Here is a 26,177-nt window from a genome sequence, read left to right on the forward strand (position 1 = left end):
TGCCCGTGCCTCATTTCAGGTATTGTCGCCAAAACAGCCCTGCCGCCAGACAGGCTACCCCACCGCCGCCGGCCAACACGGCATAAGACGCCCCCCAGCTCTGGGTGGTGTCCATCACGACGCCAAAGGATAAAGGAGCGAACGAACCAATGCCAAACCCCAGTAACGATCGCCAGCCCATCACGCTACCGAGCTGTTGCGGCGGCACATTGTCCGCCATCGCGGCCGACAGCACGCCGGAGTCGCCGAGAATAAAGAAACTGCCGATGCTGACGGCCAGCAGCGTCCAGCCCGGCCCCCAGTTCGCCGACCACCCCATCAGCAGCGATCCCAGCGCGCCGGCGGCGCCCATAAACATCAGCACCGATGCGCGATTGAAATAGTCGGAAACGGTGCCGACAATCAGCGTGGCAGCCATGCCGGCCAGGTGGATCACCGCCGCGACGATCAATCCGGCGCTCAGCGGATCCAGAGAGAAACCGCTCAATGCCTCGCTGACCAGGCTGGGCGCCCAGGCCCAGTTGCCGAGCAGCTCCCAGCTGTGGGCGATATACCCGATCAGCAACAGCAAGGTTGCATAGGTGATAGCATGGTTTTCACGTTTCGTCTGCCTCCCCAGCGTGCGCAGCTGCGGTTCCTGATAACCGATCAGGGCCAACGAACCCGCCAGCGCCCCCAGCAACGCGCCAGCTGCACACAGGAAAAACGCCACGCCGGCGCCCCATCGCATGGCGCTCCACCCGGCGATGAAAACCGACAGAAAATACCCCAACGAACTGGCCGCTAGCATCATGCCAATGGCGTAACCGCGCCGGGCCGGGCCGTTCATCCCCATCGCCAACAGCAGCGCCGGCGTATAGGCGCCCCCCTGCGTCAGGCCGACGAAGGCCATCAACACCAGCGCGCCGACATAAGAATGGGCAAACACGGCGAACAGCATCAGCGCAGCGGCGCCCAGCCAGGAAAACAGCAGATAAACCCGGCGCGCGCCCAATGAATCACACCACCAGGAGGCCACCAGCAGCGCCAAGGCGTTGGTCAGGCTGAACACCGTTTGCACCGTACCGGCGGAGGCGGCGTCGAGCAGCCACTCGCTTCTGATGGTCGGCAGTGCACCGGCGAACATCATGGTGCCCAGGCAGAGGCCGGCCCGGCTCACGCAAAGCAGAAAGAAAGCACGCATCTCAGCGCTGCCTCCCTGCCCATCGCGGGGTGAGGATGACTCGACTAACACGGGCGACAGACGGGGAAAATCGCTGCATGACACACTCGGCAAACCGGGAAAGATGCGTGATAATAGTGAGAAAAATCAACGGCTGACAAACGATCTTTCCTCGCTCATTTGGTTGAGCTAGACTCAACCTATGAAAAAAATTCACTCCCTGCCGCACCTGTCCGCTTTCGAAGCCGCCGCCCGCCTTGGCAGCTTCAGTGCCGCTGCGGATGAGCTGTTTCTCACCACCGGCGCGGTCAGCCGCCACATTCGCAGCCTGGAAGAACAGCTGGGGATCACACTGTTTTATCGCGGACACAAGTCCGTGCGGCTGACGCAGGCCGGCGAGAACTTTTCCCGCACCGCGTCCCGGGTGATAAGCGAACTGTATGCCGCGGAAAGTGCACTGAAAGCGAGCGCGGGCCGGCAGCGGCTGGTGGTGCACAGCCTGCCGACGTTCACCATGCACTGGCTGATGCCGAAGCTGGCGGCGTTCAATGAGATTCATCCGGAGGTCGCGATTGATATCACCACCAGCACAGGGGCCGTCGATCGCAATACGCCGTTTGATCTGGCGATTCGGCGCGATCCTGCGCACTTCTCCGGGCTGAAAGCGCTCCCTTTTCTGCAGGAAGAGAGCCTGTTGGTCTGCAGCCAGAGTTATTTGCGCGCCATGCCGGTCAGTGCGCCCGGCATGCTGGCTGGGCATACCGCCATCCGCATCCGCGCCCGTGAGGATTTATGGCACAGCTGGCTGAACACCTACCCGACGGCGCTGGACGCCTCGCCGCCGCCGCTCACGCTCGACCATACCTTTGCCGCCATTCAGGCGGCCGAGGACGGCCTGGGGCTGGCCGTCGTGCCTTACCTGTTCTGCGCCAAACATCTGTCGTCCGGCCGGCTGGTGTCGCCTTTCCCGGCGTTGACTATCCGAACCGGCGTTTACTCCCTGCTGTTGCGCGATCGGGACGATGAGGTCGTGAGAACATTCGCCGACTGGCTGCAGGCGTTCCAGGCTTAGGTCCCGATAGGGTTAGCCGTGGAGCGCCAGGCCTTTTATCGCCTTATCCACCGCTTTCTTCGGCCCGCGTAGAGCCAGACCGACCAAATCCAGATTGTCCGCATCTTCAGCGAGAAAAACCTGCCGGTTGGCTTCATCGTGCCCGGTCGCGAACATGGCGTGCACATAGGGGATCAGCGTCAATTCCCGCTCCAGCCCTTTACGATGCACATTTTGCAGGCTCGGTAAATCCGCGGCGAAAATCAGCATCGGCTGCCCGGAAATGCCGCCGTAGCGTCTGCCCTGCGCATCCACGTAACACTCGCCGATGATCTCCGGGGCCGCGGCGGCGATCCCCGTCGCCAGAAAAGCCACCACGTTCAGCCGCTGCCAGGCCTGCAGATCGTCACGCACGATAAACGCTATTTTAGTCTCAAACATCTTCCGCTCTACTCCGTTGTGCTGTTAAAAGCACATCATCGGAAATGGCAAATCAGCGGTATAGAACATTTGTGCACTGGCGTTGATAGGCCGCCGGTGATAAACGGTAGGCGCGCTGGAACCAGCGACCCAAATGGCTCTGATCGGCAAAGCCCACCTGCATGGCGACCTGCGCCGGTTCTTCCCCCTGCGCCAACAACAAGCGTGCGGCGCGCAACCTCAGCCGAACCAAATACGCATGCGGCGACTGACCGAAAGCCCGGGTGAATTGGCGAGTCAGGCGGAAACGGTCCAGTCCACACTGAAGCGCCAGGTCATCCAGACTGGGATTATCCGCCATATGTGCATGCAAATAGTCCCGTAAGCGGTTCATCTCAACCAAAGCGTCATCGTGTTGGGAAGCCGGCCTGACTCGGACATGCCGTGACAATAGCGTCAGCAGATGGTCCAGGCTTTGATCGCGCGCCAGTCGCCCCTCTCTATGGTGCAACGAGAAAAAGGCCTGTTGTATCGCAGCCGCCAGCATCGGATCGTCGGTCAACGTGCTGTGGAAGGCGCCTTCCAGCACGGAGGCGTCTCCCATTCCACGGCGGTGCATAGCGGCGGATACCCAATGCTGGGGCAGATAAAGCATGGCATAGGTAAACCCTTCGGCCTGCGGCGCATGGCCATCGTGCACCGCGCCCGGCTCGATCAGCATGGCGCGCCCCGGCCGGCTGGTATGCAATGAGCGGTGGCAATTGAAACGCTGCAAACCCTGCTGCGTGACGCCCACCAGCATTTCGTCATGATCGTGAGGATCGTAGGCATGCCCCTGAAAGTGGGCATTGACGCTCTCGATGCCGGTTTCGTCATCGCGTCGCAGTTCGAGCCAGTCTTTGTGTTGATGATTAGACGCCATACAATAAGTCCGGAGTTCTGCTCACAGGAAAAGAAAAACAACTTACCCGGAGACGGTCACCGCTGCACGCTCACAACTCGCAGATGGCGAAAGTGCCCTTTCCGGCCGATTTCGCCTGATACATCGCGCCGTCGGCGCGGGTCAACAGCATCTCCTCCGTCACATCGCCGCGTGGGGAAATGGCCGCGCCGATGCTGGCGGAAAGCCGCACCTTCTGCGGCCCGATCTGCGTAATTTTGGCCAGATGCGCCAACACGTTTTCGCAAAACTCGCTGACTTCGCGCCGCGGATCCGTCAACGGCCACAGGATCACCGTGAACTCGTCACCGGCCAAGCGCGAGACGCTGTGGCGCTCGCCGGCGCAGGCGCTGAGCAATGTGGCGAACGTCTTCAGGATCAGATCGCCGAACTCATGGCCATAGCTGTCGTTAAGAGCCTTGAAACCGTCGAGATCGATAAACAACAGCGCCATCTGCCGCTGATGGCAACAGGCCTGCAGCGTGCCCGACAACCGGCGTAGAAACGCGCGGCGATTGGTCAATCCGGTCAGCATGTCGTGGGTTGCGTCATATTCCAACCGCTGCTGCAGCCGCTTAAGCTCGGTGATGTCCATGGCGAGAATGTAAAAGCCCTGAGCTTCGCACGGCACCAGCGTGGTGTGGATCATCAGCAGCCCCTGCCGGGTCTGCAGCTCATTCTCAAAACTCACCATTTCGCCGGCGAGGGCCCGTTCGATCATCGGTTTTGCTATCCGATAAACGCTTTCTCCCATGAAATCGCGCACCGTCATTCCCCTGAGGCTGGACTCCTCCAGACCAAACCAGGTTTTGTAGGCGCTGTTGGCGAACAGGTAGCGTTCATTGCCGTCGATCTGGCTGATTAAGGCCGGCATGTTGTCGGTAATGGCGCGCAAACGCTCCTTCTCCGCACTGAGCTGATATTCGGCGAGCACCCGGGTTTCAATCTCTTCGTTGAGCTTTTTCACCACCACGTTCAGCTCCCGCGTGCGAATTTCGACGCGTTCCTCCAGCTCATGCTGCAACGCGAACAGATCGGCCTCGGCCGCCTTGCGCTCGCTGATATCGACGATAACCGAGATGAAATGGTCCGGTTTGCCGTTAGGCAAGCGATTGAGCGCCACCGTCAACTGCACCCAAACGATCGAGCCGTCGGCGCGGAAATAGCGTTTTTCCATCGAATAGGTGCTGATTTCATTTTTCAGCAGCTGCTGCAGCTTTTCCAGGTCGGTGTTGAGATCGAGCGGATAGGTAATGTCCTGGAAGGTGCGATCCATCAGCTCACGTTCGGAATAATGCAGCATTTCGCAAATGCGCGGATTTACCCGCAGCCAATACCCCTGCAGCGAAACCAGCGCCATCCCTACCGCCGCCTGGGCGAAGGTCTGTTCGAACAGGGCCTCCGTGCGCTGCAGGTCGGACTTCAGGTTTTCGGTATAGACGTGGCGTTCAATGCTTTGCAGGTACTCCTCCACCACGGCGGCGAAATCATGCAGATCGGCCAGTTGTTCCGGGGAAAACGGCTGCGGCTGGCTATCGATAATGCACAGCGTGCCGAGCGGCAACCCGTCGAGCGACAGCAGCGGCTGCCCGACGTAAAAGCCGATCCGCGGCCCGCCGATCACCAACGGATTATCGAAAAAGCGCGGGTCTTCGGCGGTATCGGGTACCACCAACGCTTCGCGTTGCAAGATGGCATGGCCGCAAAACGAGATATTGCGCGGCGTTTCCCGGGGATCCAGACCGTAGCGCGACAAAAACCATTGGCGATCCCGGTCGATCAGCGACACCAGCGCAATGGTCACGCCGAAGTATTTCGCCGCCAACCGCGTGATGCGATCCAGTTTTTCCACCGAGTTCGAATCCAGCACGTTCAGCGAATTCAATACCGACAGGCGTTCGGCTTCGTTTTCGGGGAAGCAGGGTTCGAGCATGTTGTCTCCCATTGTGGCACCCACGGATCCGGCAGTAAGTCCGTTCAGCGTTTCCGTCGGTTAGCGGCAAATATCCTTGTCCATCATAGACTCACTCAGTATCAATCCGATTGTGCATTCTCGCCAGCTTTGCCGGACGTTGCGTTTGCCACCGCGCTGCGCTACAGTCGTTCACAAGGTGATGGTGTTCCACCTTTCCCAACCGCCGCGTTCACTCGAACCGGATGATGACGCCTGATATACAACTTCGCTTTATTTTTAGGCAGGTATGTCAGGAGTCGCTATGAATGAAATCTCACGTCTTACCCCTTTTCCGACCCAGCCCGATCTCGCCGTGCGGGAAATGCCCCTGTACGTTTTCGGCCATAAAAATCCCGACAGCGACAGCATCTGCAGCGCACTGGTGGTCGCGGACTGGCTCAATCACCTCGGCAAACCGGCCGTGGCTTTCCGCCTTGGCGACCTGACGCCGGAAACCCGCTACATACTGGCCGCCGCCGGCGTGCAAGCGCCTGCGCTGCTGAAAGGCGATCTTCGTGACCGTAAAGTCTGGCTGGTCGATTTTACCGACGTCGAACAAGGGCCGGCCTCATTGCCCGACAGCGACGTGGTCGGCGTTATCGACCATCATCGGCTGGGCACGTTAGTCACCCGCAACCCGCCCGATGTCTGGGTGCGCGCCGTCGGCTGTTGCGCCACCGTGATCCTGCAGATCCTGACGGCAGAAAAGCCGATGCCACTTAACGCCGCGCAGGCCACGCTGCTGCTGTCGCAGATAGAAGTGCGGGCCATGCGCGACATCGATCCGCTGTTGCCCGCCCTGCAACAGGCGCTTGAACAAGCGAAGCAGGAAGCCGGGCTGGAGATGACCGCGCTGCTGGTCACCGATATCACCCGCCGCCGCTCCACTCTGTATTTCTCGTCAAACCGGGTGCTCGACATTCGTCAGGTATCGCTGCCCGATATGACGAGCCGGAAAAAAGAGGTTTTACCGTGGTTAACCCTCCAGATCGCTAACGCAGGGAGATAAGTCATGTCGCTCTATCAACATGCTTTACTGCTGGTGCAGGATGAACGCGACGGCCGGCGGCTGTTGCGCCATGCCGAACACCTCAATCAGCAGATGAATACGCACATTACCGTGGCGCACATCAGCGCCGACTATGCCGAGCTGGACTACCTCAGCGATTCGCTGACCAAAGATCGCCAGTCCAGCGAGGTGATCGCCGCCAAAGCCATGCTCAGCCGCCTGGTGGAAGACTGCTCAATCCCCTTGGAGGTGCGCGCAATCGTCAGCATCCATCGCTTCAAAGACGTTGAAGCCCTGATTGCCCGCGAAGGCATCGATCTGTTGCTACTCGGCCATCAGAACCGACCGTTTGGCGTCTTTGCCTCCTTCGGCTTCGAATTCATCAACCATTTGTCGATCGACGTGCTGATAAAGCACGTGCCTACTCCCTAGAATGAGGTGATCATCCATGAGCTATGAGATTGAAAACGTAACCGCCAGAGAGATCCTGGATTCGCGCGGCAACCCAACCGTCGAAGTCGACATGAGCGCGGGGGGCGTCGTGGCCCGGGCTTCGGTGCCTTCGGGAGCCAGCACCGGGTCGCGAGAGGCGGTGGAGCACCGCGACGGCGATCCGCACCGTTTCGGCGGCAAAGGCGTGCTGGAGGCGGTGCACAGCGTCAAAACGGCGATCAATGAGGCGCTGCGCGGGGTGGATGTGCGCCAACAAGCGGAGATTGACCGCCGGCTGATCGCGCTGGACGGCAGCGAGAACAAGAGCCGATTGGGGGCCAACGCCCTGCTCGGCGTTTCTCTGGCCGCCGCCCGCCTCGCGGCGCAATTGTCGCAACTGCCGCTGTATCGTTATCTGGGTGGCATCGGCGCCAACCTGTTGCCGGTGCCCTGCATGAATATCATCAACGGCGGCGTGCACGCCCGCTGGCAAGGAGCAGACTTTCAGGAGTTTATGATTGCCCCTCTGGGCGCGCCGTCGCTGCGCGAGGCCGTGCGCTGGGGCAGTGAAGTCTATCAGACGCTGCGCCAAATCCTGTTGGCGCAAGGCCTGTCGGTCGGCGTCGGCGACGAAGGCGGTTTCGCGCCGGCGGTCGCCTCAAACCGCCAGCCGCTGGAGCTGATCGTGCAGGCGATAGAGAAAGCCGGCTACCGGCCGGGAGAAGATATCGCGATCTGCATGGATCCGGCCTCGAGCGAATTCTACGCCGACGGCCAGTACCGCCTGCGCAGCGAGAACCTCGAGTTGGACGCAGCCCAGATGACGGCCTATTACCAGCGGCTGGTGCAGGACTTCCCCATCGTGCTGATTGAAGACGGCTTGGCCGAGGACGATTGGGCCGGCTGGCGTATTCTGAGCGACGCCCTGGGCGATCAGGTGGAGCTGGTCGGCGACGATCTGTTCGTCACCAACGTGAAATACATCCAGCGCGGGATTGATGAACGGTTGGCCAATGCGGCGCTGATCAAGCTGAACCAGATCGGCACGCTGAGCGAAACCTTCGCCGCCGTACAGCTCTGCCAGGCGAACGGCTGGGGCACCTTTATCTCACACCGCAGCGGCGAAACCGTCGACAGCTTTATCGCCGACATGACGGTCGCGATGCGAGCCGGCCATCTGAAAACCGGCGCGCCAAGCCGCGGCGAGCGCATCGAAAAATACAATCAGCTGATGCGCATCGAAGACCAATTGGGCGCCGCGGCGGTGTATGCCGGGCGTTCCGCCTTTAAACGCCGCTAAGCTTTGCCGGCCGGGCCGGCGATGCGTCGGCCTGTTTTTCGCCCTTGGCTTGGCACAGCCCGGCGACACCGGACTCCAATAAGGTCAGCCGGGTCGTCAACAAGGTTTCTCGTTGTTCATCCAGCGTGGCCATCATCAGCTCGATCTCCGCCAGCCGTTCATCGACGCCACGTATCAACCCATCCTGATAAGCGCTGCCCTGCAGCGCCAGCACGCGTTGGATCGCCTGCAGCGAAAACCCCAGATTTTGGCCGATTTGGATCAGGTGCAATCGCTCCAGCGCGCTATCGCCGTAGACCCGATAGCCGTTGACGCCGCGCACCGGTTTCGGCAGCAACCCCAACTGCTCGTAGTAGCGTATCGCTGAGGCAGCCACGCCGGCGCGCTGCGCCAATTCTCCGATCTTCATGCCCTATTGACCTTAAAGTTAACTTTAAACCTAGTATAGCGCCATTCCCCTTACGACAGGAGCGCAAAACCGATGTTTACCCCACTGACACTGCCCAACGGCAGCCGCCTGACCAACCGTCTGGCCAAGGCGGCGATGGAAGAAAATCTGGCCGGGCCGGGCCAACTGCCCGGCCCGGCGCTGTGGCGCTTATACCGCCATTGGGCCGAAGGCGGCGCCGGCTTGATCATCACCGGCAACGTGATGATCGACGGCCGCGCCATGACCGGCCCCGGCGGCGTGGTGCTGGAACAAGACACGCCGCTCGCCCCGTTCGAAACCTGGGCCAAGGCCGCACGCCAGGGCGGCGCGCAGGTGTGGATGCAGCTTAACCACCCGGGCCGGCAGGTGATGGCGAACATGGGCGGCAACGCATGGGCGCCCTCCGCCATCCCGCTGGCGATGGGCAAGCACAGCAAGCTGTTCGCCCAGCCGCAGGCGATGGATAAAACGCAGATCGCCGAGGTTATCGCGCGCTTCGCCGCCAGCGCGCACGCCGCCGAACAGGCCGGTTTTACCGGCGTGGAGATCCACGCGGCGCACGGCTACCTGATTTCCCAGTTTCTCTCGCCGCTGACCAACCAACGCAACGATCGTTGGGGCGGCGAGTTGGCGAACCGCGCCCGCCTGCTGCTGGAGGTGGTGCGTGCGGTGCGTGAGCGCGTCTCGCCAGGCTTTTGCGTGGCGGTCAAACTGAACTCCGCCGATTTTCAGCGCGGCGGTTTTTCATCGGACGATGCCCGCCAGGTGGTGCTGATGCTGAACGACCTGCCGGTCGATCTGATCGAACTGTCCGGCGGCAGCTACGAAAGCCCAGCGATGCAAGGTGAAACGGCGGACGGCCGCACCCTGGCGCGGGAAGCCTATTTTTTGTCCTTCGCCCGCGATCTTGCCGCAGTGGCCCGCATGCCGGTGATGACCACCGGCGGTATCGCCCGTCCTTCGGTGGCGCAGCGGGTGCTGGACAGCGGCGTCGCGGTCGCCGGCATCGCCACCGCCATGGCGGAAGTGCCCGATCTGCCGCGGCGCTGGCAAACCGGTGCGGCCCCCCATGCGCTGCCTGCCCCGGTTACCTGGCGCAGCAAAGCGATGGCGTCCCTCGCCCGCATGGCGTTGGTCAAGCGCCGAATGCGCGCGCTGAGTGACAATCGGCCGCGCAGCGTGCGCTACTCCCCGCTGTTCACGCTGATCGTCGATCAGTGGCGTACCCGCCGCATCCTGCAGCGCTACCACGCCTGGTTACGGCAACGTTAACGACAACGGCGCCGGCGAACCGGCCGGCGCTGCGTAAAAATCGCGCTTTTTTGATCGCGCTACGTGAAATCTGAAAGAAATCACCGATCTGGATGCTGCGCTTTTAACGGTTGGCCATTTATATTCATCACAAATTTTGTGTATATAAACGCTATAGGACTTAAGGTGGTGAATAGATAAAAATAAGCCGCTATTTCCTATTTATGTTATTAATCGGAAATTCACCTTATTAATAAGCGTATTAAAGCCGCCTGCTGGTTGGCGACGGAACGGATTTTTGTGCCATGTTAACGATATGTTGTTTTTTGCCGGCAAAACCAACGGTCAACAAATCAACAACATATTGATGAGCCTAAGAAAAAAGCAAACAATTCAAAACAAAATCGGCTATTGAGTCCCGGGCGAAAAAGCCATATATTGGTCGCGCTTTTCACAAGGCAGTTACTTTTCTAATTCATTAATTCAATCGGAGCGTGTTGAGACCTTCGGTTGTAGGAGAGATATGATGACGGATAAAGTCCGTATTGATACTTTAGTTGCAAACTCATTAAACGGAAACAATGAAACCTATTTGGCGCGCCAAGCCGAATTTGAGTCGAATGTTAGGAGTTATCCGCGCAAATTGCCGTTGGCAATTGCGAAAGCCCAGGGCGTTTGGATCACTGATGTTGAGAATAATCAATATCTTGATTGCCTGGCCGGGGCGGGAACGTTGGCTCTTGGACATAATCACCCCGACGTCCTGCAAAGCATCCAAAATGTCATTACCAGCGGCTTGCCGTTACATACCCTCGATCTCACGACCCCGTTAAAAGATCGTTTCTCCGATTACCTGCTCTCTCTGTTGCCGGGCGAAGGCAAAGCGTATTGCCTGCAGTTCTGCGGCCCGTCCGGCGCCGATGCGGTGGAAGCCGCGCTGAAGCTGGCGAAAAAGCACACCGGCCGTTCCGGCGTAATCAGCTTCTCCGGCGGTTATCACGGCATGACCCACGGCGCGCTGTCGGTCACCGGCAACCTGTCGCCGAAGGCGGCGATCAACGGCATGATGCCGGAAGTGCAGTTCATGCCTTATCCGCATGAATACCGCTGCCCGCTGGGCATCGGCGGTGAAGCCGGCGTCAAGGCGCTGACCTACTACTTCGACAACCTGATCAACGACGTGGAAAGCGGCGTGCGTAAACCGGCGGCGGTGATCCTGGAAGCCGTTCAGGGCGAAGGCGGCGTTAACCCGGCACCGGCCGAGTGGCTGCAGCGCATCCGTAAAGTGACGCAGGAACACGGCATTCTGCTGATCATCGACGAAGTTCAGGCCGGTTTCGCCCGTACGGGCAAACTGTTTGCTTTCGAACACGCAGGCATCGAGCCGGACATCATCGTGATGTCGAAAGCGGTCGGCGGCGGCTTGCCGCTCGCGGTACTGGGCATCAAGAAAGAGTTCGACGCCTGGGAACCGGGTCACCACACCGGCACCTTCCGCGGCAACCAGCTGGCGATGGCCACCGGCCTGACCACCCTGCAATACCTGAAAGAACACAAGGTCGCCGACAAAGTAGCCGCGCAGGGCGAATGGCTGAAAGGCAAACTGGCCGAGCTGCAGAAACGTTATCCGGTGATCGGTCACGTCCGCGGCCTGGGCCTGATGATCGGCATCGAGATCGTCAAGCCGAACGAAGCGCAGGATCACATGGGCTGCTACCCGGCCGATGGCGAACTGTCTGCGCTGCTGCAGAAAAAATGCTTCGAATCCGGTTTGATCCTGGAGCGCGGCGGGCGCAATGGCTGTGTGCTGCGTCTGCTGCCTTCCCTGTTGATCACCAATGATGAGCTGGGTATTTTCCTGGATAAATTTGAGCAGGCGCTGTTGGCCGCCGGCGTCAAGCCAGTCTGATTGGAGCGAATGACCGCGATGTCCAAGTTAAACCCGATTCTGGCTTCCTCGGCGCACAGCGCCGAGGCTTACCGCCAGGCGATCGCGCAGAGCAGTGAAGCCGTCGTGCAGTGGCTGCAACAGCCTGAAATGTATCAGGGCAAAAGCGTGGCCGAACTGCGCGAGCGCATCACGCTCGACTTCACCCCGCAAGGCCTGGGCAACCAGGCCGCGATCGAGCGCGCCATCGAGTACTTTTTGAAAGACAGCCTGTCGGTACACCACCCGCAGTGCGTGGCGCACCTGCACTGCCCGAGCCTGGTGATTAGCCAGGCCGCCGAAGTGCTGATCAACGCCACCAACCAGAGCATGGACTCCTGGGATCAAAGCCCGTCGGCTACGCTGATCGAAATGAAGCTGATCGAGTGGCTGCGCGCCCAGGTCGGTTACCAGCCCGGCGACGCCGGGGTGTTCACCAGCGGCGGCACCCAGAGCAACCTGATGGGGCTGATGCTGGCGCGCGATGCGTTCTTCGCGCGTCAGGGCCACTCCGTGCAGCAGGACGGCCTGGTAGGCGATCTGCGCAAGCTGAAGGTGTTCTGTTCTGAAAACGCCCATTTCTCGGTGCAGAAGAACATGGCGCTGATGGGCCTCGGCTATCAGTCCGTCACCCTGGTGAAAACCGATCGCTTCGCCCGCATGGACGTGAACGATCTGGCGGAAAAACTGGCGCAGGCCAAGGCCAACGGCGAGCAGGTGATGGCGATTGTCGCCACCGCCGGCACCACCGACGCCGGTGCCATTGACCCGCTGCGCGACATCGCGCGACTGGCGTCGGAGCAGCAGATTTGGGTGCACGTGGATGCGGCCTGGGGCGGCGCGCTGCTGCTTTCCGAGCAGTACCGCGACTACCTGGACGGCCTGGAACTGGTGGACTCCATTACCCTGGACTTCCACAAGCAGTTCTTCCAAACCATCAGCTGCGGCGCCTTCTTGCTGAAAGACGAGCGTCACTATGAGCTGATGCGTTATCAGGCGGCCTACCTGAACTCCGAGTTCGACGAAGCGCAAGGCGTGCCGAACCTGGTGTCCAAGTCGCTGCAGACCACCCGCCGCTTTGATGCGTTGAAGCTGTGGATGGGGCTGGAAGCGCTGGGGCAGAAGCAGTACGCCGAGATCATCGATCATGGCGTGACGCTGGCGCAGCAGGTGGCGCGTTACATCGCCGATCAGGAATCGCTGGAACTGGTGATGCAGCCGCAGCTGGCCAGCGTGCTGTTCCGCTACCGTCCGGCGCAGCTGGCGGCGAACGGCGACGCGGCCGTCGCGCTGTTCAACCAGCGCATCGGCGACGCCCTGCTGGAATCGGGCCGCGCCAACGTCGGCGTGACCGAGTTCGATGGCGTGACCTGCCTGAAGATGACGCTGCTGAACCCGATCGTGACGCTGGAAGACATCAAGCTGTTGCTGGCGCTGGTCGAGAAAACCGCACAGCAGCTGCCGTCGTAACGTCGTCCAGCCTGCCACTCAAGCCGATAACCTCCGTTATCGGCTTTTTTATTGATCCTCCATCGCAGGAGACGCAGCGTTTACGCTGATATACTGCAGCAAACACCTTCCCGCATTTCCAGCACAACAGGACACCCACGCATGACCGATCCGGATTTCAACCTGTTGATCGCACTCGACGCGCTGCTGACGGCGGGCAGCGTTGCCGGCGCCGCACGGCGTCTCGGTTTAAGCGCTTCGGCGATGAGCCGCACCCTCAGCCGGCTGCGCGCGGCCACCGGCGATCCTCTGCTGGTGCGCGCCGGCCGCCATATGGTGCTGACGCCCTATGCCGAAACGCTGCGCGAGCGGGCGCGGCACGCAGCGTTCGAAGCGCGCGCGGTGCTGCGCCCGGCGCAGGGGGCATTGGATCCCGCCGTGCTGGATCGGACTTTTACGCTGCGCGCTAATGACGGCTTCGTCGAAGCCTTCGGCCCGGCGCTGATCGCCGCTGCTGCCGAACAGGCGCCGCGTGTGCGACTGCGCTTTGCGCCCAAGCCGGAGAAAAGCGACCGCCCCCTGCGTGAAGGACTGGTCGATCTGGAGATTGGCGTGCTGGGTGACATGGGCCCGGAAATCCGCCTGCAGGCGCTGTTCCGCGATCGCTTCGTCGGCGTGATGAGAACCGCGCACCCGTTGGCGCAGCAGCCGGAGATCGGCGCCGCCGACTACGCCGCCTGCGGCCACGTGGTGGCCTCGCGCAGCGGGCGCATCCTCGGGCCGGTAGACGCCGCGCTGGCGGAGCTGGGGCTGACGCGCCAGATTGCCGCCGTGGTGCCGAGCTTTCCGGCCGCGCTGGCGGTGGCGCAGGCCTCGAACCTGCTGGCGCTGCTGCCCGCCTCCTTCCTGCATACTCAACCGGCGGGCGGCCCGCTGCGCGTCTTCGAGCTGCCGGTGAAAACGCCGCCCATTACCGTCTCGCAAATGTGGCACCCGCGCCTGGATGCCGAGGCGGATCACCGCTGGCTGCGGCAGCTGGTGTTGGGCGTTTGTCGTTAAAGAAAAACGGAGTGACATCGTCACTCCGTTCATAATCGTAAAGTAAACAGCGAAGGTTTAAATAGATAATGGGAATTTCAGGAGGAATAACCCTGAAACTCCACGGTCACTGCGCATTAGTTATCGCAATGGCCGCCCTTGGCAAGTTTTACCGCAGCTTTAGAGATAACACGTTTGCCTTCGTCCTCTGTCGATTGACTCAGACCGGCACCACCGACGAATACTCCCATCTTAATGTATTGTCTTACGAAGTAATTTTTCCCCGCTTCGGTATAGATGGAAAGATCGTTAGGAGAAAATTCAGATTCGGTAGAGATTTTATGCTGTTGTCCGCCGTCAACCTGGGTATAGAAAAACGTTTTATCCGCGGTCTCACCCACGCATTTGCCGTCAAGATAAACATCTTTCTTCAGCGCCTTGCCGACAAAACTGTCACGATAAATATAGAGGCCCGCTTTGTTTTCATCCAGCGCCGGGAAACTTTTGGCGTGCGCTGATTCTTGATCTGTTGCGAGGGGGATGCTTGCACACCCGCTTAACAATAATGCGCTCGCCAGTGAGGCGCAGAGGAGTAGTCTTTTGGTCATGAAAAATCCTTCGGTATAAAAATGAAGCAAGGAACAACGCTTAATACACTGTGAACATTTAATTATCACATTAAACATAACTAACAGTTATTATATTGATGGTGGATAAATTCATTTTCAAACAGTGAGTTAGGGGATAAATCGTGCCCAACAGACACGCGATGACGATATTGCCACAAATAAAATTTGATTCAAGAATCAATGTCTAAAATATTACAGAATCATCAACTTAATTGGCCTAATCAGCGCTGATTCGCACGTTTAAACTTCCTTGGCCACTGGCCGAAAATAATTTCGTTCAGGTTAATCTCCGTATGTCCACTGCATTCAGAATCTCCCCGCTGCGCGGGGGTTGTTCCCCCTCGCTCGATGGGAGAACATAGCGTTCACGATGCCTGACTCAGTGAAATGCCCATGACGCTTCCCCCCCTCTGGCCGGTGTTCGACGGCCATAACGACCTGCTGCTCAATCTGTGGCTGCAGCACGACGACGATCCGGCCGCCGCCTTCTATTCCCGCGTCACGCCGGGCCACCTCGATTTTTCCCGCATGCGGCGCGGCGGATTTTTCGGCGGACTGTTCGCGGTATTTATTCCCCCGGTCAGCTACATCGCCCAGATGCGCAACCAAACGCAGGACGAGGCGCAGGCCACCTTCGATCCGCTGGCGATCGCCGAACGGCAAATCGCCATCCTGCAACAGTTGGAGCAGGCTTCTCAGGGGCAGCTGCGCATCTGTCGCACCGCCACCGAGATAGAGCAGTGCCGCCTCAACCGACAAATCGCCGCGGTGCTGCATATTGAAGGCGCCGGCATGATCGATGCGGAGTTGACGCAGCTGGAGGCCTTCTACCGGCTTGGCGTGCGCAGCATCGGGCCATTCTGGAATCTGCCGAACGCCTTCGGCACCGGCGTTAGCGGGTCGTTCCCCGGCTCACCCGATACCGGCCCTGGCCTGACGCCGGCCGGCGAGGCGCTTATCCGCGCCTGCAACCGCCGCCGCATCATGATCGACGTCTCGCACATGAACGAAAAAACCTTCTGGCAAACCGCCGCGTTGAGCCGCGCGCCGCTGGTCGCTACACACTCCAACGCCCACGCCCTCTGCGCGCAGCCGCGCAACCTGACCGACGCACAGCTGGGAGCCATCGCCCAGAGCGGCGGGATGGTCGGCGTCAATTTCGGCACCGCCTTCCTGCGTGCGGACGGCAAACGTGACAGTGCAACAACCGGCTTAACAGAAATTGTTAAACACGTTGAGTATTTGATCGCTAAACTTGGTGAAGATCGCGTGGGATTTGGCTCTGATTTTGACGGGGTCAACGTACCGCAACCGTTGGCGGATGTCGGTGGCCTGCCGCTGCTGACGCAAGCGCTGGCACAGGCCGGGTTCGATAACCGGCTGCTGGAGAAGCTGACCTGGCGCAACTGGCTGAACGTGCTCGCCGCCACCTGGGGTGAATAACCCGGTTACGCTTTAAAGGTTGCGATCTCCGTCACATTTCGTCAACATTGGGCCAGCCTAATGCGAACGTTTCTCATTAGGCTCGACATATTACGATGCATGCTAAGGAGCACCGCTATGACTACCTGGACTAAACCTGAGTTTGTTGACCTGCGTCTGGGGCTGGAAGTGACGCTGTACATTTCCAACCGTTAATCGCCCGTCTGCCCGCCTTTCGCGCGGGCATTTCTTTCCCTCTCTTTCTGGTTTAGACATGCAGATAAAAGTTCTCGGCTCGGCGGCGGGCGGCGGCTTTCCCCAGTGGAATTGCAACTGCGACAACTGCCGGGGCGTTCGCGACCACAGCATCAGCGCCAAGCGCCGCACACAGTCTTCTATCGCCGTCAGCGACGACGGTAAAAACTGGGTGCTGTGCAACGTTTCCCCGGACATTTGCCATCAGTTGCTGGCCTCGCCCGAATTGAATAATCCCGAGGTGCTGCGCGGCACCGGCATCGGCGCGATCGTGCTGACCGACAGCCAGATCGATCACAGCGCGGGCTTGCTCAATTTGCGCGAAGGCTGCCCGCATCACGTCTGGTGCACGCCCGAAGTGCATGACGATCTCAGCACCGGCTTCCCGGTGTTTCCCATGCTCTCCCACTGGAACGGCGGGCTGATTCACCACCCGATAACGCCCGGCGAGCCGTTCCACACGGCGGTCTGCCCGACCGTGCGCTTTACCGCCATTCCGTTGCTCAGCAATGCGCCGCCCTATTCGCCGTACCGCGATCGCCCGTTGCCGGGCCATAACGTGGCGCTGTTTATCGAAGATATCGCACGCGGGGTCGGGCTGCTGTACGCGCCGGGCCTGGGTGAGCCGGACGAGGCGCTGCTGCCGTGGCTGCGCCGCGCAGACTGCCTGCTGATCGACGGCACGCTGTGGCGCGACAACGAGCTGGCCAATGCCGGCGTGGGCCGCAATACCGGCAAGGACATGGGGCATCTGGCGCTGGCGGAAGAACACGGGCTGGCGGCCCTGCTCGCCACTTTGCCCGCCAGGCGCAAAATCCTGATCCACATTAACAATACCAACCCTATCCTCAATGAAGACTCGGTAGAGCGGCAAAGCCTGACCGACGCCGGCATCGAGGTGAGCTGGGACGGCATGAATATCGAACTGTAGGGAACCGCCATGACGCAACCACTGCCCCTGACTCCGCCGGCATTTGAAGCGGCGCTGCGCGCCAAAGGCGCTTATTACCATATTCACCACCCGTACCACATCGCGATGCACAACGGCGAAGCGACCCGTGAGCAGATCCAGGGCTGGGTGGCCAATCGTTTCTACTATCAGACCAGCATTCCGATTAAGGATGCGGCGATCATGGCTAACTGCCCACAGCCGGAAACCCGCCGCAAATGGGTGCAGCGCGTCCTGGATCACGATGGCTACGGCGGCAGCGAAGGCGGCATCGAAGCCTGGTTGCGCCTGGGCGAAGCCGTCGGGCTGCAGCGCGACACCCTGCTCTCTGAAGCGTTGGTGCTGCCGGGAGTGCGCTTTGCGGTGGACGCCTACGTCAATTTCGCGCGCCGCGCCTGTTGGCAGGAAGCGGCCTGCAGCTCGCTGACCGAACTGTTCGCACCGCAAATCCACCAGTCGCGCCTCGACAGCTGGCCGCAGCACTATCCGTGGATCGACGCCGCCGGCTACGACTATTTTCGCAGCCGCCTCGGCCAGGCCAACCGCGATGTGGAACACGGCCTGGCGCTGGCGCTGGACTATTGCGACACCGTTGAAAAGCAGCAGCGCATGCTGGAGATCCTGCAGTTCAAGCTGGATATTCTGTGGAGCATGCTGGACGCCATGAGCATGGCCTATACCCTGAACCGCCCGCCTTACCACAGCGTGACCGCCGCGCGGGTATGGCACAACCAGAGGCTGGTGTAATGACGCTGAACCCTGAACACACCCCCGTCTTCCGCCGCGGCTACCGCCTGCAATGGGAGCAAGTGCAAAACAGCCACGTGATCCTCTACCCGGAAGGTATGGCCAAGCTGAACGACAGCGCCGCCGCCATCTTGCAGCTGGTCGACGGCCACACCACGCTGAACGGCATCATCGCGCAGCTGAACGCCCGCTTTCCCGGCGCCGAGGGGTTGGCGGATGACGTGCTGGAATTTTTCCAGCGCGCCTACGAACAAAAATGGGTGACCTTCCGTGACTGATGCACGCGCGCCGGCGGTGAACCCGCCGCTCTGGCTGCTGGCGGAGCTGACCTACCGCTGCCCGCTGCAGTGCCCCTATTGCTCCAACCCGCTCGATTTTGCCGCGCAGGAAAAAGAGCTGACCACCGCGCAGTGGATCGAGGTGTTTCGCCAGGCGCGGGCGATGGGCAGCGTGCAGCTCGGGTTTTCCGGCGGCGAGCCGTTGGTGCGTAAAGACCTGCCCGAGCTGATCGCCGCCGCGCGCGATCTCGGCTTTTACACCAACCTGATCACTTCCGGCATCGGCCTGACCGAGAAGAAGCTGCAGACCTTCGCCGACGCCGGGCTGGACCATATCCAGATCAGTTTTCAGGCCAGCGACGAAACGCTGAACGCCGCGCTGGCGGGATCCGCCAAGGCGTTTCAGCAGAAGCTGGCCATGGCCAAGGCGGTCAAGGCGCTCGGCTATCCGATGGTGCTCAACTTCGTGCTGCATCGCCATAATATCGGCCAGATCGACCGTATCATCGAACTGGCGATCCAGCTGGACGCCGACGACGTCGAGCTGGCGACCTGCCAGTTCTACGGTTGGGCGCACCTCAACCGTGAGGGCCTGCTGCCAACCCGCGAGCAGATCGCCGACGCGGAAGCGGTGGTGAAACGCTACCGCGAACGCATGGCCGCCGACGGCAAGCTGGCCAACCTGCTGTTCGTCACGCCGGATTACTACGAGGAGCGCCCCAAAGGCTGCATGGGCGGCTGGGGAGCGATCTTCATGAGCGTGACGCCGGAAGGCATGGCGTTACCCTGTCACAGCGCCCGTCAATTGCCGATCGCCTTCCCGTCGGTACTGGAGCATGATCTGCCGCATATTTGGTACCACTCGTTCGGCTTTAACCGTTATCGCGGCTATGACTGGATGCCGGAGCCCTGCCGTTCCTGCTCGGAGAAAGAGCAAGACTACGGCGGCTGCCGTTGTCAGGCGTTCATGCTGACCGGTAACGCCGACAACGCCGACCCGGTATGCGGCAAATCGCCGCACCACGGCACCATTCTGGCGGCGCGGGAAGCGGCGAACCGTTCGCAGATCGGTATCGATCAGCTGCGTTTTCGCAATCAAACCAACTCTCGTCTGATTTTCAAGGGTTGACGATGACGCTCACCGCCGCCTCGTGGCAGCTCGACAACGGTTTGGCCGTCAAGGCGATAAGCGATCCTGCCGTCGCCGCCGCCGCCGCGCTGGTGCGCATTGAGGCAGGCAGTTTTCAGGCGCCCGTCGCCTGGCCAGGCCTGGCGCACCTGCTGGAGCATATGTTGTTTCGCGGCAGTGCGAACTTCAGCGCGCAAGATGGCCTTATGGGCTGGGTACCGTCGGTGGGTGGCCGACTGAACGCCACCACCCAGGCTACGCAAACCGCGTTTTTCTTCGAGGTGAGCGCCGATCATTTGGCGCAGGGGCTGGCGCGCCTGAGCGATTTGCTCGCCGCCCCACAGCTGGCGGCCGAAGCGATCGCACAGGAGGTTGAGGTCATCGACGCCGAATACCGCCTGCTGCGCGCCGAGGTTGAAACCCGCTGCGAAGCCGCACAGCGGCAGATGTTTGGCGGCCTTGACGCAATGCATCGCTTTCATATCGGCAGCCGCGCCGCTTTCGGCAACGACATTTTCGCCTTGCATCAGGCGCTGCGGCAGTTTCACCAGCGCTATTTTCGCGCGCCTAATATGACGCTGTGGCTGCAAGGCCCGCAGTCGTTGGCGCAGCTGCATGCGCTGGCACAGCGTTGCGACAGCCGCTTGCCATCGGGCAACGCCGCCCCGCACGAAGCCTCACCGCCGCTGACCGCTGCGGAAGATTACACTCTGTCTCTTCCCGGCACGCCGCAGCTGAGGCTGGTGTTTGCCCTGCCGCGCTCCCATTCGCGCGGTTGGCTGCGGCGGCTGGAGCGCCTGCTGCTGGACGAAGCCCCCGGCGGATTGCTGGCCCGGCTGCGCGCTCAGGCGTGGTGCGACGCCGTTCGTCTCGATTATTCGCGCTGCAGTGAGAACAACGCGCTGCTGAGTTTTATCTTTACCGTCAATCACGGTTCCGCCGCTGAAGCTGCCCACATCGAAAGCGCGCTGCTGGCGTGGTTGCAGGCGCTGCAGATGCTGGCACCGGCTCAACTTGCGCATTACGAGCGGCTGGCAAATCGCGATTTCCACCGTTTGGCGCCGCTCGATCAGCTGCGCGCCAGAGCGTTTGGGTTACCGCCGGTGGAGCCGAACGACGATTGGCCACGGCATATTGCGGCGCTGATTAGCGCGCCGCGCCGTCGCCTGGCCGTGCGGCCCGATGGCAGCGGCGAACCCCGTGAAATTCAAGGGTTGCCGCTGGCGCTTAGCCCCTTCGCCGGCGCCGCGCTGACGTCTACACTGGAACCTTTCCGCTTTTTCTCCTTCTCGACGGCGCTGCCGAGCCCGACATTGCCTGCCGGCCTGGCGCCGCTGCGGCATCTGCTCCCCGACGAGGCGCAGCCGGTGCTGCTACTGCGGCCGACGCCGTCCAGCCCCTTCAGCGATGAACAGGCCTACGGCTTACAGGCGGCGCTGCGCCCCGGGGCGGCAGATCTGGCGCATCGGGAGGGGCATTTAAGCTTCGAACGCCACCAGGGCGTGTGGCTGCTGCAGCTGGCGGGCAGCCACGCGCTGCTTTGCCACGGGCTGAGCGTCGTAAACCGGGCGCTGGCGGTGTTGCCGCCGGCTATCCTCAACGAGGCGGCAAGAAACCTGCGCCATACGCAGCTGAAAGAACAAAACGATATCGCCATTCGCCGCCTGTTAGCCCAATTGCCGGCGGCGCTCAGCACGCCAACATCAGCAGCGGCACAATGGCATGCCACCTTGATCGGCGGCGATGGCGAGTTAAAACAGTCGCTGTCGCACCTGCTGTACGACTTCCCCTATTCCGTAGCCGCGCAGCCGCCGCGGCCGGCACATCAGCATCATCGCCCCGTCACGCTGACGGAAAGTGGCACCGAACACGCCTTGCTGCAGTTTTACCCGCTGCCGAACGACGAAGCCGAAGGCCGTTGGGCGCTGCGCGTGCTGGCCCAGCTTTACGCGCCGCGCTATTTTCAGCGGTTGCGCGTGGATCGCAACGTTGGCTACGTGGTCCAATGCGCCTTCCATCGCTGCGCCGATGCCGAAGGCCTGCTGTTCGCCCTGCAATCCCCGACGTTCAACGTTGAACAGCTGCAGCAGTTAACCGACGAATTCTTACTGCAGATGCGTCATGAACTGACGCACGTGGGCGCAAGCGAGCTGGCGCAAACGCAGCAGGCGCTGCGGCAAAGTTTGCAGCGCCTCAGCACCGAATCGTTGCAGCGTGCCCGAGAAATTGCCTTGGAAGATCGCGTGGCCATTGCTGACGCTGCGCCAGTCACGCTGACCCAACTGTCGCACTGGCAGCAGCGGCTTTTCCAGGGCGATGACATTTAAAGCTGCACTGCCCAGTTAGCCCGTCGTGAACAACACAATGGATAGGCGATACCGGTCAGTACCATGCTGATCACCCAGGAAATGTCTGCGCCCGGGATCAGATTGGCGTAAGGGCCGGAGAAGAACGCGTTCTCGACGAAAGGCACCTGCACCGCAATACCGCCGAAATAAACGCCGAGCGCGCGGGTGTTGAGCAGACCATAGCGCCCGCCGTCGGCGCTGAAAATGGCCGAGATGTCATAGCGTTGGCGGTTAAGCAGGTAAAAATCGATCAGGTTGATCATGCACCACGGGATCAGCACCGAGATCAAGGCAAAGATCAGGTTCAGGAACAGATGAACGAAGTTGGCCGAGGCAACCAGCGCCACCCACACCGAGCCCAGCAAAATCACTGCGGAGAACAGCGTACGTATGCGCGCATTAGGCATCCACTGCGGTAAGAAGGTCTGTGCGGCGGTAATCAACGAGAGCACCGCACCGTACAAATTCATCGAGTTATGGCAGATGATGTTGATCAGAAACAGCACCATCAGCACCGGACCCAACCCTCCCGTCGCCTGGCGCACTGCCTCCATGACATCGTCGCTGCCGGCGACCAGATTGACCGCCACCATGCCGAACACGAAGGCTAAAATGGTACCGCTGCAGGCGCCGAAGTAGGTATACAGGAAGGGTTTGGCAATGCCGACTTCCGCCGGCAGGTAACGCGAATAGTCTGACGTGTAGGGCGAGAAGCTGATTTGCCAGACGGCGCCGATGCAGAATGTGGCGAACCAACCGGCAATGCTGAACGATCCCCGCTGCCAAAAATCCGCCGGCAGCGGTTGAGAAAACATCAATACCAATCCGAGAATCAGCGCGCTGCCCATCACCCAGGCGCCGACTTTATTGATCTTGTGGATGAAACGGTAGCCCACCACCCCGATCAACGTCGCCAGCACCGCGCCAATCACCGTCGCAACACCTATGTTCAATGACGGAATAACGTTATGGATGACCTTGCCCGAAAGCGTGATGTTAGAAATAAAGAACCCCAGATAGATCACCGTGGCGAACACGATCACCAACAACGAACCATAGCGGCCGAACTGCGCCCGGCTTTGCACCATTTGCGGTATCCCGACCTGCGGCCCCTGGGCCGAGGTCAGCGCCAGAAAAATGCCGCCGAACAGGTGGCCGGCGATAATCGCACTCAGCGCCGAGAGAATATCGAGATGAAACGTCTGCGTGGAGATGGCCCCGGTCACGACCGCCAGCGGCGCAATGTTGGTGCAAAACCACAGGGTGAACAGGCTGCGGGCATGGCCGTGGCGCTCCCCGGCGGGAACAAAATCGATCGACTTGTCTTCAATAAACGCGGTCTGCTCTGGCTGAGAATTCATATATCCCCCGGTTAACCTGGATTCTTATTTTTTGCAGCCTGTAGGGTGCGAATACGCCGAAAAAAGCGTGCGTTTGCCCCGGCGACATTGCGGTCGCCTGTATCAACGCGATAAAAACAGGGCTGCCGGCGCGATCCGAGATCGCGCCTGATTGCGCTGAGTCAGCGCATGACGAAGGGATCGTCTATCGGATCGTCACTGGTACGCAGCCACACCGTCTTGCTGGTGGTGTACTCCAGCGCGGCGTCAATCCCGCCCTCGCGGCCAAATCCCGACTTGCCGTAACCGCCGAACGGCGCCAGCGGCGATACCGCTCGATAAGTATTCAGCCACACCACGCCCACCCGCAGGCGACGGGTCACCCGATGCGCGCGCGTCAGGTTCTGCGTGAAAATGCCGGCCGCCAGGCCATAGGCGGAATCATTGGCAAGCTGAATCGCCTCCGCTTCATCCCTGAAGGTCAACACCGACAATACCGGGCCGAACAGCTCTTGCTTCACGCACTCGGCGCCGGGTTGCACGCTGCAGTCGACGATCGTCGGCGGGTAGTAAAAGCCCGGTGAATCGATCGCCGCGTGGCCAATCACCAGTTTCGCCCCCTGCTCCAACGAGCGGCTGACGATAGCGGCGATCCGTTCTTGCTGCTGCCGGGTGCAAAGCGGCCCGAATTGGGTGTCTTGGCGATCCGGCGGCCCGATGCGGATACTGCGCACCTTCTCCGTCAGCCGGGCCAAAAACGCGTCTTTGATGCTTTCCGCCACCAGCAGGCGCGAACCGGCGACGCAGCTCTGGCCCGACGCGGCGAAAATGGCCGCCACCTGCGCATTCGCCGCGCTCGCCAGATCCGCGTCGTCGAAGACGATAAACGGCGATTTCCCGCCCAGCTCCAGCGAAGTACTGGCGAGGTTTTCCGCACTGCCGCGAACGATGTGCTTCGCGGTTTCCGCGCCGCCGGTAAAGGCGATGTGGTCTACCTGCGGATGCGCCGTCAGCACCGCGCCGCAGTCGGCGGCAAAGCCGGTGATCACATTGCATACGCCGCGTGGAAAACCGGCCTCGTCTATCAGTCTGGCGAACGCCAGCAGCGGCGCAGGCGCGGTTTCCGCTGCCTTGACCACCAGCGTGCAGCCGGCGGCGATCGCCGGGCCGATTTTCACCGCCGCAAGAAACAGCTGGCTGTTCCAGGGAACGATCGCTGCCACCACCCCGATCGGTTCGCGTCGCACCCAGGTTTCCATGTCGGGTTTGTCGATCGCCAGCACGCTGCCTTCCATCTTGTCGGCCAGGCCGGCGTAGTACCGGTAGTATTCCGCCACATAGGCGATCTGCGCCTGGGTTTCACGGATGATCTTGCCGGTATCCAGCGTCTCCAGCCGCGCCAGCTCGGGGGCATGCTGCTCCAGCAAGTCGGCCAGCCGCAACAACAGCTTGCCGCGCGCGCCGGCGGTCATGTCGCGCCATTCGGCCCCCTGAAATGCCCGGCGCGCCGCCGTAACGGCACGATCCACATCCTGGGCGCGGGCTTCCGCCACCTGCGCCCAGGGTTCGCCGGTCGCTGGATTGAGCGAGGCGAAGGTCGCCGAGCCGGCGTCAAACCGGCCGTCGATGTAGAGTTTGAACGATTCCATCAGCGCCTCCGTCAGTGAAATTCCGGCATCACGCAGCGAATAAACCGCTCCAGAGAGGCCTTTTTACGCGCAAAACTCATGCCGCTGTCGATCCACAACGCAAACTCGTCATAACCCAGCGCCTCATATTTTTTCAGCCGCGTAATGACCTCATTGGCGGTACCGATAGCCAGGTTATTGCGCATCATGTCGGCGGAGTAATAAGGATTGGCGGCGATCTCTTCATCGCTCAGCGGCTGAATCAGCCCTTGCCGCACCGGCCGCTGGTTCTTGAACCAAGCGCCGAAGTAGTGGTAGAAACGGTTGAGATCTTCCGCCGCCAGGCGGGCGTCCGCCTCGTCTTCCGCCACGTAGCCATGCTGCAACAGCATGATCTTCAGCGGCTGCTCGGCGGCGAAGCGTGCACGCGCCTCGTTGAAACAGGTCACCAGCCGCACGATCTCCTCTTCCCCCTGATGCAGCGGCGTAACCTGAACGTTGCAGCCGTTTTGCACCGCAAATTCGTGGCTGTTAGGATCGCGTGCCGCCACCCAAATCGGCGGATGCGGCTGCTGTTTCGGCAGCGGCGAGGAGGTGGTCGCCGGGAACGACCAGTATTCCCCCTGATGGGCATAGTCGCCCTGCCAGAGTTTTTTCACCGCCGGGATCAGCTCGCGCATGCGCTGCCCGGCATCCCAGGCGGTCAAACCGGGCATCAGCCGTTCGTATTCATAGGAATAGGCGCCACGCGCGATCCCCAGCTCCAGCCTGCCGCCGGTGATGATGTCGGTCATCGCCGCCTCGCCCGCCAGACGGATCGGGTGATTGAACGGCGCAATGATGGTGCCGGTGCCGAGCCGCACCCTGGAGGTGCGCCGGGCAATATCCGCCAGATTGATAAACGGATTCGGCGCGATGGTGAAATTCATGCCGTGGTGCTCACCGGTCCAGATGGCGTGCATGCCGCCACGATCGGCGATTTCACACAGTTCGATCATCTCCTGGTAGAGCTTTTCCTGCGGTTCGTCGGGTAACGTTCGTTCCATATGCACGAATAAAGACAGTTTCATCACACTCTCCCGTTCAGCC

The 26,177-nt window shown here is 60.9% G+C and carries 24 protein-coding genes and 1 riboswitch; of the genes, 15 read left to right on the forward strand and 9 right to left on the reverse strand.

Translation table 11 applies throughout. The annotated features are described in order from the left end of the window. Positions 1–10 precede the first annotated feature (10 nt). Positions 11–1,183 carry an MFS transporter gene (locus tag ACYF6X_RS08150; protein WP_242512564.1) on the reverse strand — a complete coding sequence of 391 codons (1,173 nt, stop codon included), beginning with the start codon at positions 1,181–1,183 and terminating at the stop codon, positions 11–13. 181 nt (positions 1,184–1,364) lie between these two features. On the opposite strand from ACYF6X_RS08150, the gene ACYF6X_RS08155 reads away from it, so the two are divergent. Next, positions 1,365–2,234, forward strand: a complete 870-nt coding sequence (locus ACYF6X_RS08155) for a LysR substrate-binding domain-containing protein (RefSeq protein ID WP_130018303.1) — start codon at positions 1,365–1,367, stop codon at positions 2,232–2,234. Between the two features lie 12 nt (positions 2,235–2,246). On the opposite strand, the gene ACYF6X_RS08160 is transcribed toward ACYF6X_RS08155, so the two are convergent. From ACYF6X_RS08160 to ACYF6X_RS08170, 3 genes are all read right to left on the reverse strand, one after another. Further along, positions 2,247–2,654, reverse strand: a complete 408-nt coding sequence (locus tag ACYF6X_RS08160; protein ID WP_063989866.1) for a DUF2000 domain-containing protein — start codon at positions 2,652–2,654, stop codon at positions 2,247–2,249. Positions 2,655–2,706: 52 nt separating this feature from the next. Next, positions 2,707–3,555 carry an AraC family transcriptional regulator gene (locus ACYF6X_RS08165; RefSeq protein ID WP_130018302.1) on the reverse strand — a complete coding sequence of 283 codons (849 nt, stop codon included), beginning with the start codon at positions 3,553–3,555 and terminating at the stop codon, positions 2,707–2,709. Positions 3,556–3,625: 70 nt separating this feature from the next. Continuing rightward, on the reverse strand, positions 3,626–5,506 hold the full coding sequence (locus tag ACYF6X_RS08170) for a diguanylate cyclase domain-containing protein (RefSeq protein WP_130018301.1): 1,881 nt from the start codon (positions 5,504–5,506) through the stop codon (positions 3,626–3,628). 168 nt (positions 5,507–5,674) lie between these two features. Next, positions 5,675–5,750: riboswitch (Fluoride riboswitch) on the forward strand. Positions 5,751–5,789: 39 nt separating this feature from the next. Between ACYF6X_RS08170 and ACYF6X_RS08175 the strand changes: the two genes are divergently transcribed. From ACYF6X_RS08175 to eno, 3 genes are read left to right on the forward strand one after another with little or no spacing between them, the layout of a single operon-like run. Next, a complete protein-coding gene (locus ACYF6X_RS08175) occupies positions 5,790–6,536 on the forward strand; it encodes a DHH family phosphoesterase (protein WP_130018300.1) in 747 nt (248 codons plus the stop codon). A gap of 3 nt (positions 6,537–6,539) precedes the next feature. Next, the gene (locus ACYF6X_RS08180; protein ID WP_130018299.1) at positions 6,540–6,968 is read left to right on the forward strand and encodes an adenine nucleotide alpha hydrolase family protein; all 429 of its coding nucleotides are present in this window, start codon (positions 6,540–6,542) and stop codon (positions 6,966–6,968) included. Positions 6,969–6,984: 16 nt separating this feature from the next. Further along, on the forward strand, positions 6,985–8,268 hold the full coding sequence (gene eno, locus ACYF6X_RS08185) for a phosphopyruvate hydratase (protein WP_130018298.1): 1,284 nt from the start codon (positions 6,985–6,987) through the stop codon (positions 8,266–8,268). Here eno and ACYF6X_RS08190 read toward each other — a convergent pair. Continuing rightward, positions 8,255–8,677: a MerR family transcriptional regulator gene (locus tag ACYF6X_RS08190; RefSeq protein ID WP_063989861.1), complete on the reverse strand. Its 423-nt coding sequence runs from the start codon at positions 8,675–8,677 to the stop codon at positions 8,255–8,257. The two genes, eno and ACYF6X_RS08190, sit on opposite strands and share 14 nt — an antisense overlap. 72 nt (positions 8,678–8,749) lie before the next feature. On the opposite strand from ACYF6X_RS08190, the gene ACYF6X_RS08195 reads away from it, so the two are divergent. The 4 genes from ACYF6X_RS08195 to ACYF6X_RS08210 all read left to right on the forward strand — a co-directional run bounded on the left by ACYF6X_RS08195 (position 8,750) and on the right by ACYF6X_RS08210 (position 14,384). After that, positions 8,750–9,970 (forward strand): NADH:flavin oxidoreductase/NADH oxidase family protein, encoded by a 1,221-nt coding sequence (locus tag ACYF6X_RS08195; protein WP_063989860.1) that lies wholly within the window; start codon positions 8,750–8,752, stop codon positions 9,968–9,970. A 505-nt stretch (positions 9,971–10,475) separates the two neighbouring features. Next, complete coding sequence (locus ACYF6X_RS08200; RefSeq protein ID WP_071845411.1) at positions 10,476–11,858, forward strand: diaminobutyrate--2-oxoglutarate transaminase; 1,383 nt, start codon at positions 10,476–10,478, stop codon at positions 11,856–11,858. Between the two features lie 18 nt (positions 11,859–11,876). Further along, positions 11,877–13,346 carry a pyridoxal phosphate-dependent decarboxylase family protein gene (locus ACYF6X_RS08205; RefSeq protein WP_130018297.1) on the forward strand — a complete coding sequence of 490 codons (1,470 nt, stop codon included), beginning with the start codon at positions 11,877–11,879 and terminating at the stop codon, positions 13,344–13,346. A gap of 141 nt (positions 13,347–13,487) precedes the next feature. After that, positions 13,488–14,384: a LysR family transcriptional regulator gene (locus ACYF6X_RS08210; protein WP_107226183.1), complete on the forward strand. Its 897-nt coding sequence runs from the start codon at positions 13,488–13,490 to the stop codon at positions 14,382–14,384. A 116-nt stretch (positions 14,385–14,500) separates the two neighbouring features. Here ACYF6X_RS08210 and ACYF6X_RS08215 read toward each other — a convergent pair whose 3' ends face one another. After that, on the reverse strand, positions 14,501–14,971 hold the full coding sequence (locus ACYF6X_RS08215) for a DUF2846 domain-containing protein (RefSeq protein WP_033653174.1): 471 nt from the start codon (positions 14,969–14,971) through the stop codon (positions 14,501–14,503). Between the two features lie 414 nt (positions 14,972–15,385). Between ACYF6X_RS08215 and ACYF6X_RS08220 the strand changes: the two genes are divergently transcribed. The 7 genes from ACYF6X_RS08220 (at position 15,386) to pqqF (ending at position 22,099) form a co-directional block, all read left to right on the forward strand. Further along, on the forward strand, positions 15,386–16,435 hold the full coding sequence (locus tag ACYF6X_RS08220; RefSeq protein ID WP_130018296.1) for a dipeptidase: 1,050 nt from the start codon (positions 15,386–15,388) through the stop codon (positions 16,433–16,435). Between the two features lie 117 nt (positions 16,436–16,552). Continuing rightward, a complete protein-coding gene (pqqA, locus tag ACYF6X_RS08225) occupies positions 16,553–16,630 on the forward strand; it encodes a pyrroloquinoline quinone precursor peptide PqqA (RefSeq protein ID WP_004937827.1) in 78 nt (25 codons plus the stop codon). Positions 16,631–16,688: 58 nt separating this feature from the next. Then, the gene (gene pqqB / locus ACYF6X_RS08230; RefSeq protein WP_130018295.1) at positions 16,689–17,600 is read left to right on the forward strand and encodes a pyrroloquinoline quinone biosynthesis protein PqqB; all 912 of its coding nucleotides are present in this window, start codon (positions 16,689–16,691) and stop codon (positions 17,598–17,600) included. A gap of 9 nt (positions 17,601–17,609) precedes the next feature. After that, a complete protein-coding gene (gene pqqC / locus ACYF6X_RS08235) occupies positions 17,610–18,365 on the forward strand; it encodes a pyrroloquinoline-quinone synthase PqqC (protein WP_107226180.1) in 756 nt (251 codons plus the stop codon). Beyond that, positions 18,365–18,643 carry a pyrroloquinoline quinone biosynthesis peptide chaperone PqqD gene (gene pqqD, locus ACYF6X_RS08240; protein ID WP_016927749.1) on the forward strand — a complete coding sequence of 93 codons (279 nt, stop codon included), beginning with the start codon at positions 18,365–18,367 and terminating at the stop codon, positions 18,641–18,643. Before pqqC ends, pqqD begins: the two co-directional genes overlap by 1 nt. Beyond that, on the forward strand, positions 18,636–19,772 hold the full coding sequence (gene pqqE, locus ACYF6X_RS08245; protein ID WP_130018294.1) for a pyrroloquinoline quinone biosynthesis protein PqqE: 1,137 nt from the start codon (positions 18,636–18,638) through the stop codon (positions 19,770–19,772). The genes pqqD and pqqE overlap by 8 nt, the downstream gene beginning before the upstream one ends. 2 nt (positions 19,773–19,774) lie before the next feature. After that, positions 19,775–22,099 (forward strand): pyrroloquinoline quinone biosynthesis protein PqqF, encoded by a 2,325-nt coding sequence (gene pqqF, locus ACYF6X_RS08250; protein ID WP_130018293.1) that lies wholly within the window; start codon positions 19,775–19,777, stop codon positions 22,097–22,099. Here pqqF and ACYF6X_RS08255 read toward each other — a convergent pair. The 3 genes from ACYF6X_RS08255 to ACYF6X_RS08265 form a co-directional block, all read right to left on the reverse strand. Further along, positions 22,096–23,481, reverse strand: coding sequence for a purine-cytosine permease family protein (locus ACYF6X_RS08255; protein WP_130018292.1), 1,386 nt, complete (start codon positions 23,479–23,481; stop codon positions 22,096–22,098). The two genes, pqqF and ACYF6X_RS08255, sit on opposite strands and share 4 nt — an antisense overlap. A gap of 161 nt (positions 23,482–23,642) precedes the next feature. Continuing rightward, positions 23,643–25,109: an aldehyde dehydrogenase gene (locus ACYF6X_RS08260; protein ID WP_130018291.1), complete on the reverse strand. Its 1,467-nt coding sequence runs from the start codon at positions 25,107–25,109 to the stop codon at positions 23,643–23,645. A gap of 11 nt (positions 25,110–25,120) precedes the next feature. Next, positions 25,121–26,158 carry an LLM class flavin-dependent oxidoreductase gene (locus ACYF6X_RS08265; protein ID WP_130018290.1) on the reverse strand — a complete coding sequence of 346 codons (1,038 nt, stop codon included), beginning with the start codon at positions 26,156–26,158 and terminating at the stop codon, positions 25,121–25,123. Positions 26,159–26,177: the final 19 nt, after the last annotated feature.

The sequence above is a fragment of the Serratia sp. ID 25-353 genome (assembly GCF_054792795.1).

What these genes read in the sequence shown, in the direction of transcription:
- ACYF6X_RS08150 (WP_242512564.1), bottom strand. Translation starts at nt 1,183, where the DNA reads ATGCGTGCTTTCTTTCTGCTTTGCGTGAGCCGGGCCGGCCTCTGCCTG.
- ACYF6X_RS08155 (WP_130018303.1), top strand. Translation starts at nt 1,365, where the DNA reads ATGAAAAAAATTCACTCCCTGCCGCACCTGTCCGCTTTCGAAGCCGCC.
- ACYF6X_RS08160 (WP_063989866.1), bottom strand. Translation starts at nt 2,654, where the DNA reads ATGTTTGAGACTAAAATAGCGTTTATCGTGCGTGACGATCTGCAGGCC.
- ACYF6X_RS08165 (WP_130018302.1), bottom strand. Translation starts at nt 3,555, where the DNA reads ATGGCGTCTAATCATCAACACAAAGACTGGCTCGAACTGCGACGCGAT.
- ACYF6X_RS08170 (WP_130018301.1), bottom strand. Translation starts at nt 5,506, where the DNA reads ATGCTCGAACCCTGCTTCCCCGAAAACGAAGCCGAACGCCTGTCGGTA.
- ACYF6X_RS08175 (WP_130018300.1), top strand. Translation starts at nt 5,790, where the DNA reads ATGAATGAAATCTCACGTCTTACCCCTTTTCCGACCCAGCCCGATCTC.
- ACYF6X_RS08180 (WP_130018299.1), top strand. Translation starts at nt 6,540, where the DNA reads ATGTCGCTCTATCAACATGCTTTACTGCTGGTGCAGGATGAACGCGAC.
- eno (WP_130018298.1), top strand. Translation starts at nt 6,985, where the DNA reads ATGAGCTATGAGATTGAAAACGTAACCGCCAGAGAGATCCTGGATTCG.
- ACYF6X_RS08190 (WP_063989861.1), bottom strand. Translation starts at nt 8,677, where the DNA reads ATGAAGATCGGAGAATTGGCGCAGCGCGCCGGCGTGGCTGCCTCAGCG.
- ACYF6X_RS08195 (WP_063989860.1), top strand. Translation starts at nt 8,750, where the DNA reads ATGTTTACCCCACTGACACTGCCCAACGGCAGCCGCCTGACCAACCGT.
- ACYF6X_RS08200 (WP_071845411.1), top strand. Translation starts at nt 10,476, where the DNA reads ATGACGGATAAAGTCCGTATTGATACTTTAGTTGCAAACTCATTAAAC.
- ACYF6X_RS08205 (WP_130018297.1), top strand. Translation starts at nt 11,877, where the DNA reads ATGTCCAAGTTAAACCCGATTCTGGCTTCCTCGGCGCACAGCGCCGAG.
- ACYF6X_RS08210 (WP_107226183.1), top strand. Translation starts at nt 13,488, where the DNA reads ATGACCGATCCGGATTTCAACCTGTTGATCGCACTCGACGCGCTGCTG.
- ACYF6X_RS08215 (WP_033653174.1), bottom strand. Translation starts at nt 14,971, where the DNA reads ATGACCAAAAGACTACTCCTCTGCGCCTCACTGGCGAGCGCATTATTG.
- ACYF6X_RS08220 (WP_130018296.1), top strand. Translation starts at nt 15,386, where the DNA reads ATGACGCTTCCCCCCCTCTGGCCGGTGTTCGACGGCCATAACGACCTG.
- pqqA (WP_004937827.1), top strand. Translation starts at nt 16,553, where the DNA reads ATGACTACCTGGACTAAACCTGAGTTTGTTGACCTGCGTCTGGGGCTG.
- pqqB (WP_130018295.1), top strand. Translation starts at nt 16,689, where the DNA reads ATGCAGATAAAAGTTCTCGGCTCGGCGGCGGGCGGCGGCTTTCCCCAG.
- pqqC (WP_107226180.1), top strand. Translation starts at nt 17,610, where the DNA reads ATGACGCAACCACTGCCCCTGACTCCGCCGGCATTTGAAGCGGCGCTG.
- pqqD (WP_016927749.1), top strand. Translation starts at nt 18,365, where the DNA reads ATGACGCTGAACCCTGAACACACCCCCGTCTTCCGCCGCGGCTACCGC.
- pqqF (WP_130018293.1), top strand. Translation starts at nt 19,775, where the DNA reads ATGACGCTCACCGCCGCCTCGTGGCAGCTCGACAACGGTTTGGCCGTC.
- ACYF6X_RS08255 (WP_130018292.1), bottom strand. Translation starts at nt 23,481, where the DNA reads ATGAATTCTCAGCCAGAGCAGACCGCGTTTATTGAAGACAAGTCGATC.
- ACYF6X_RS08260 (WP_130018291.1), bottom strand. Translation starts at nt 25,109, where the DNA reads ATGGAATCGTTCAAACTCTACATCGACGGCCGGTTTGACGCCGGCTCG.
- ACYF6X_RS08265 (WP_130018290.1), bottom strand. Translation starts at nt 26,158, where the DNA reads ATGAAACTGTCTTTATTCGTGCATATGGAACGAACGTTACCCGACGAA.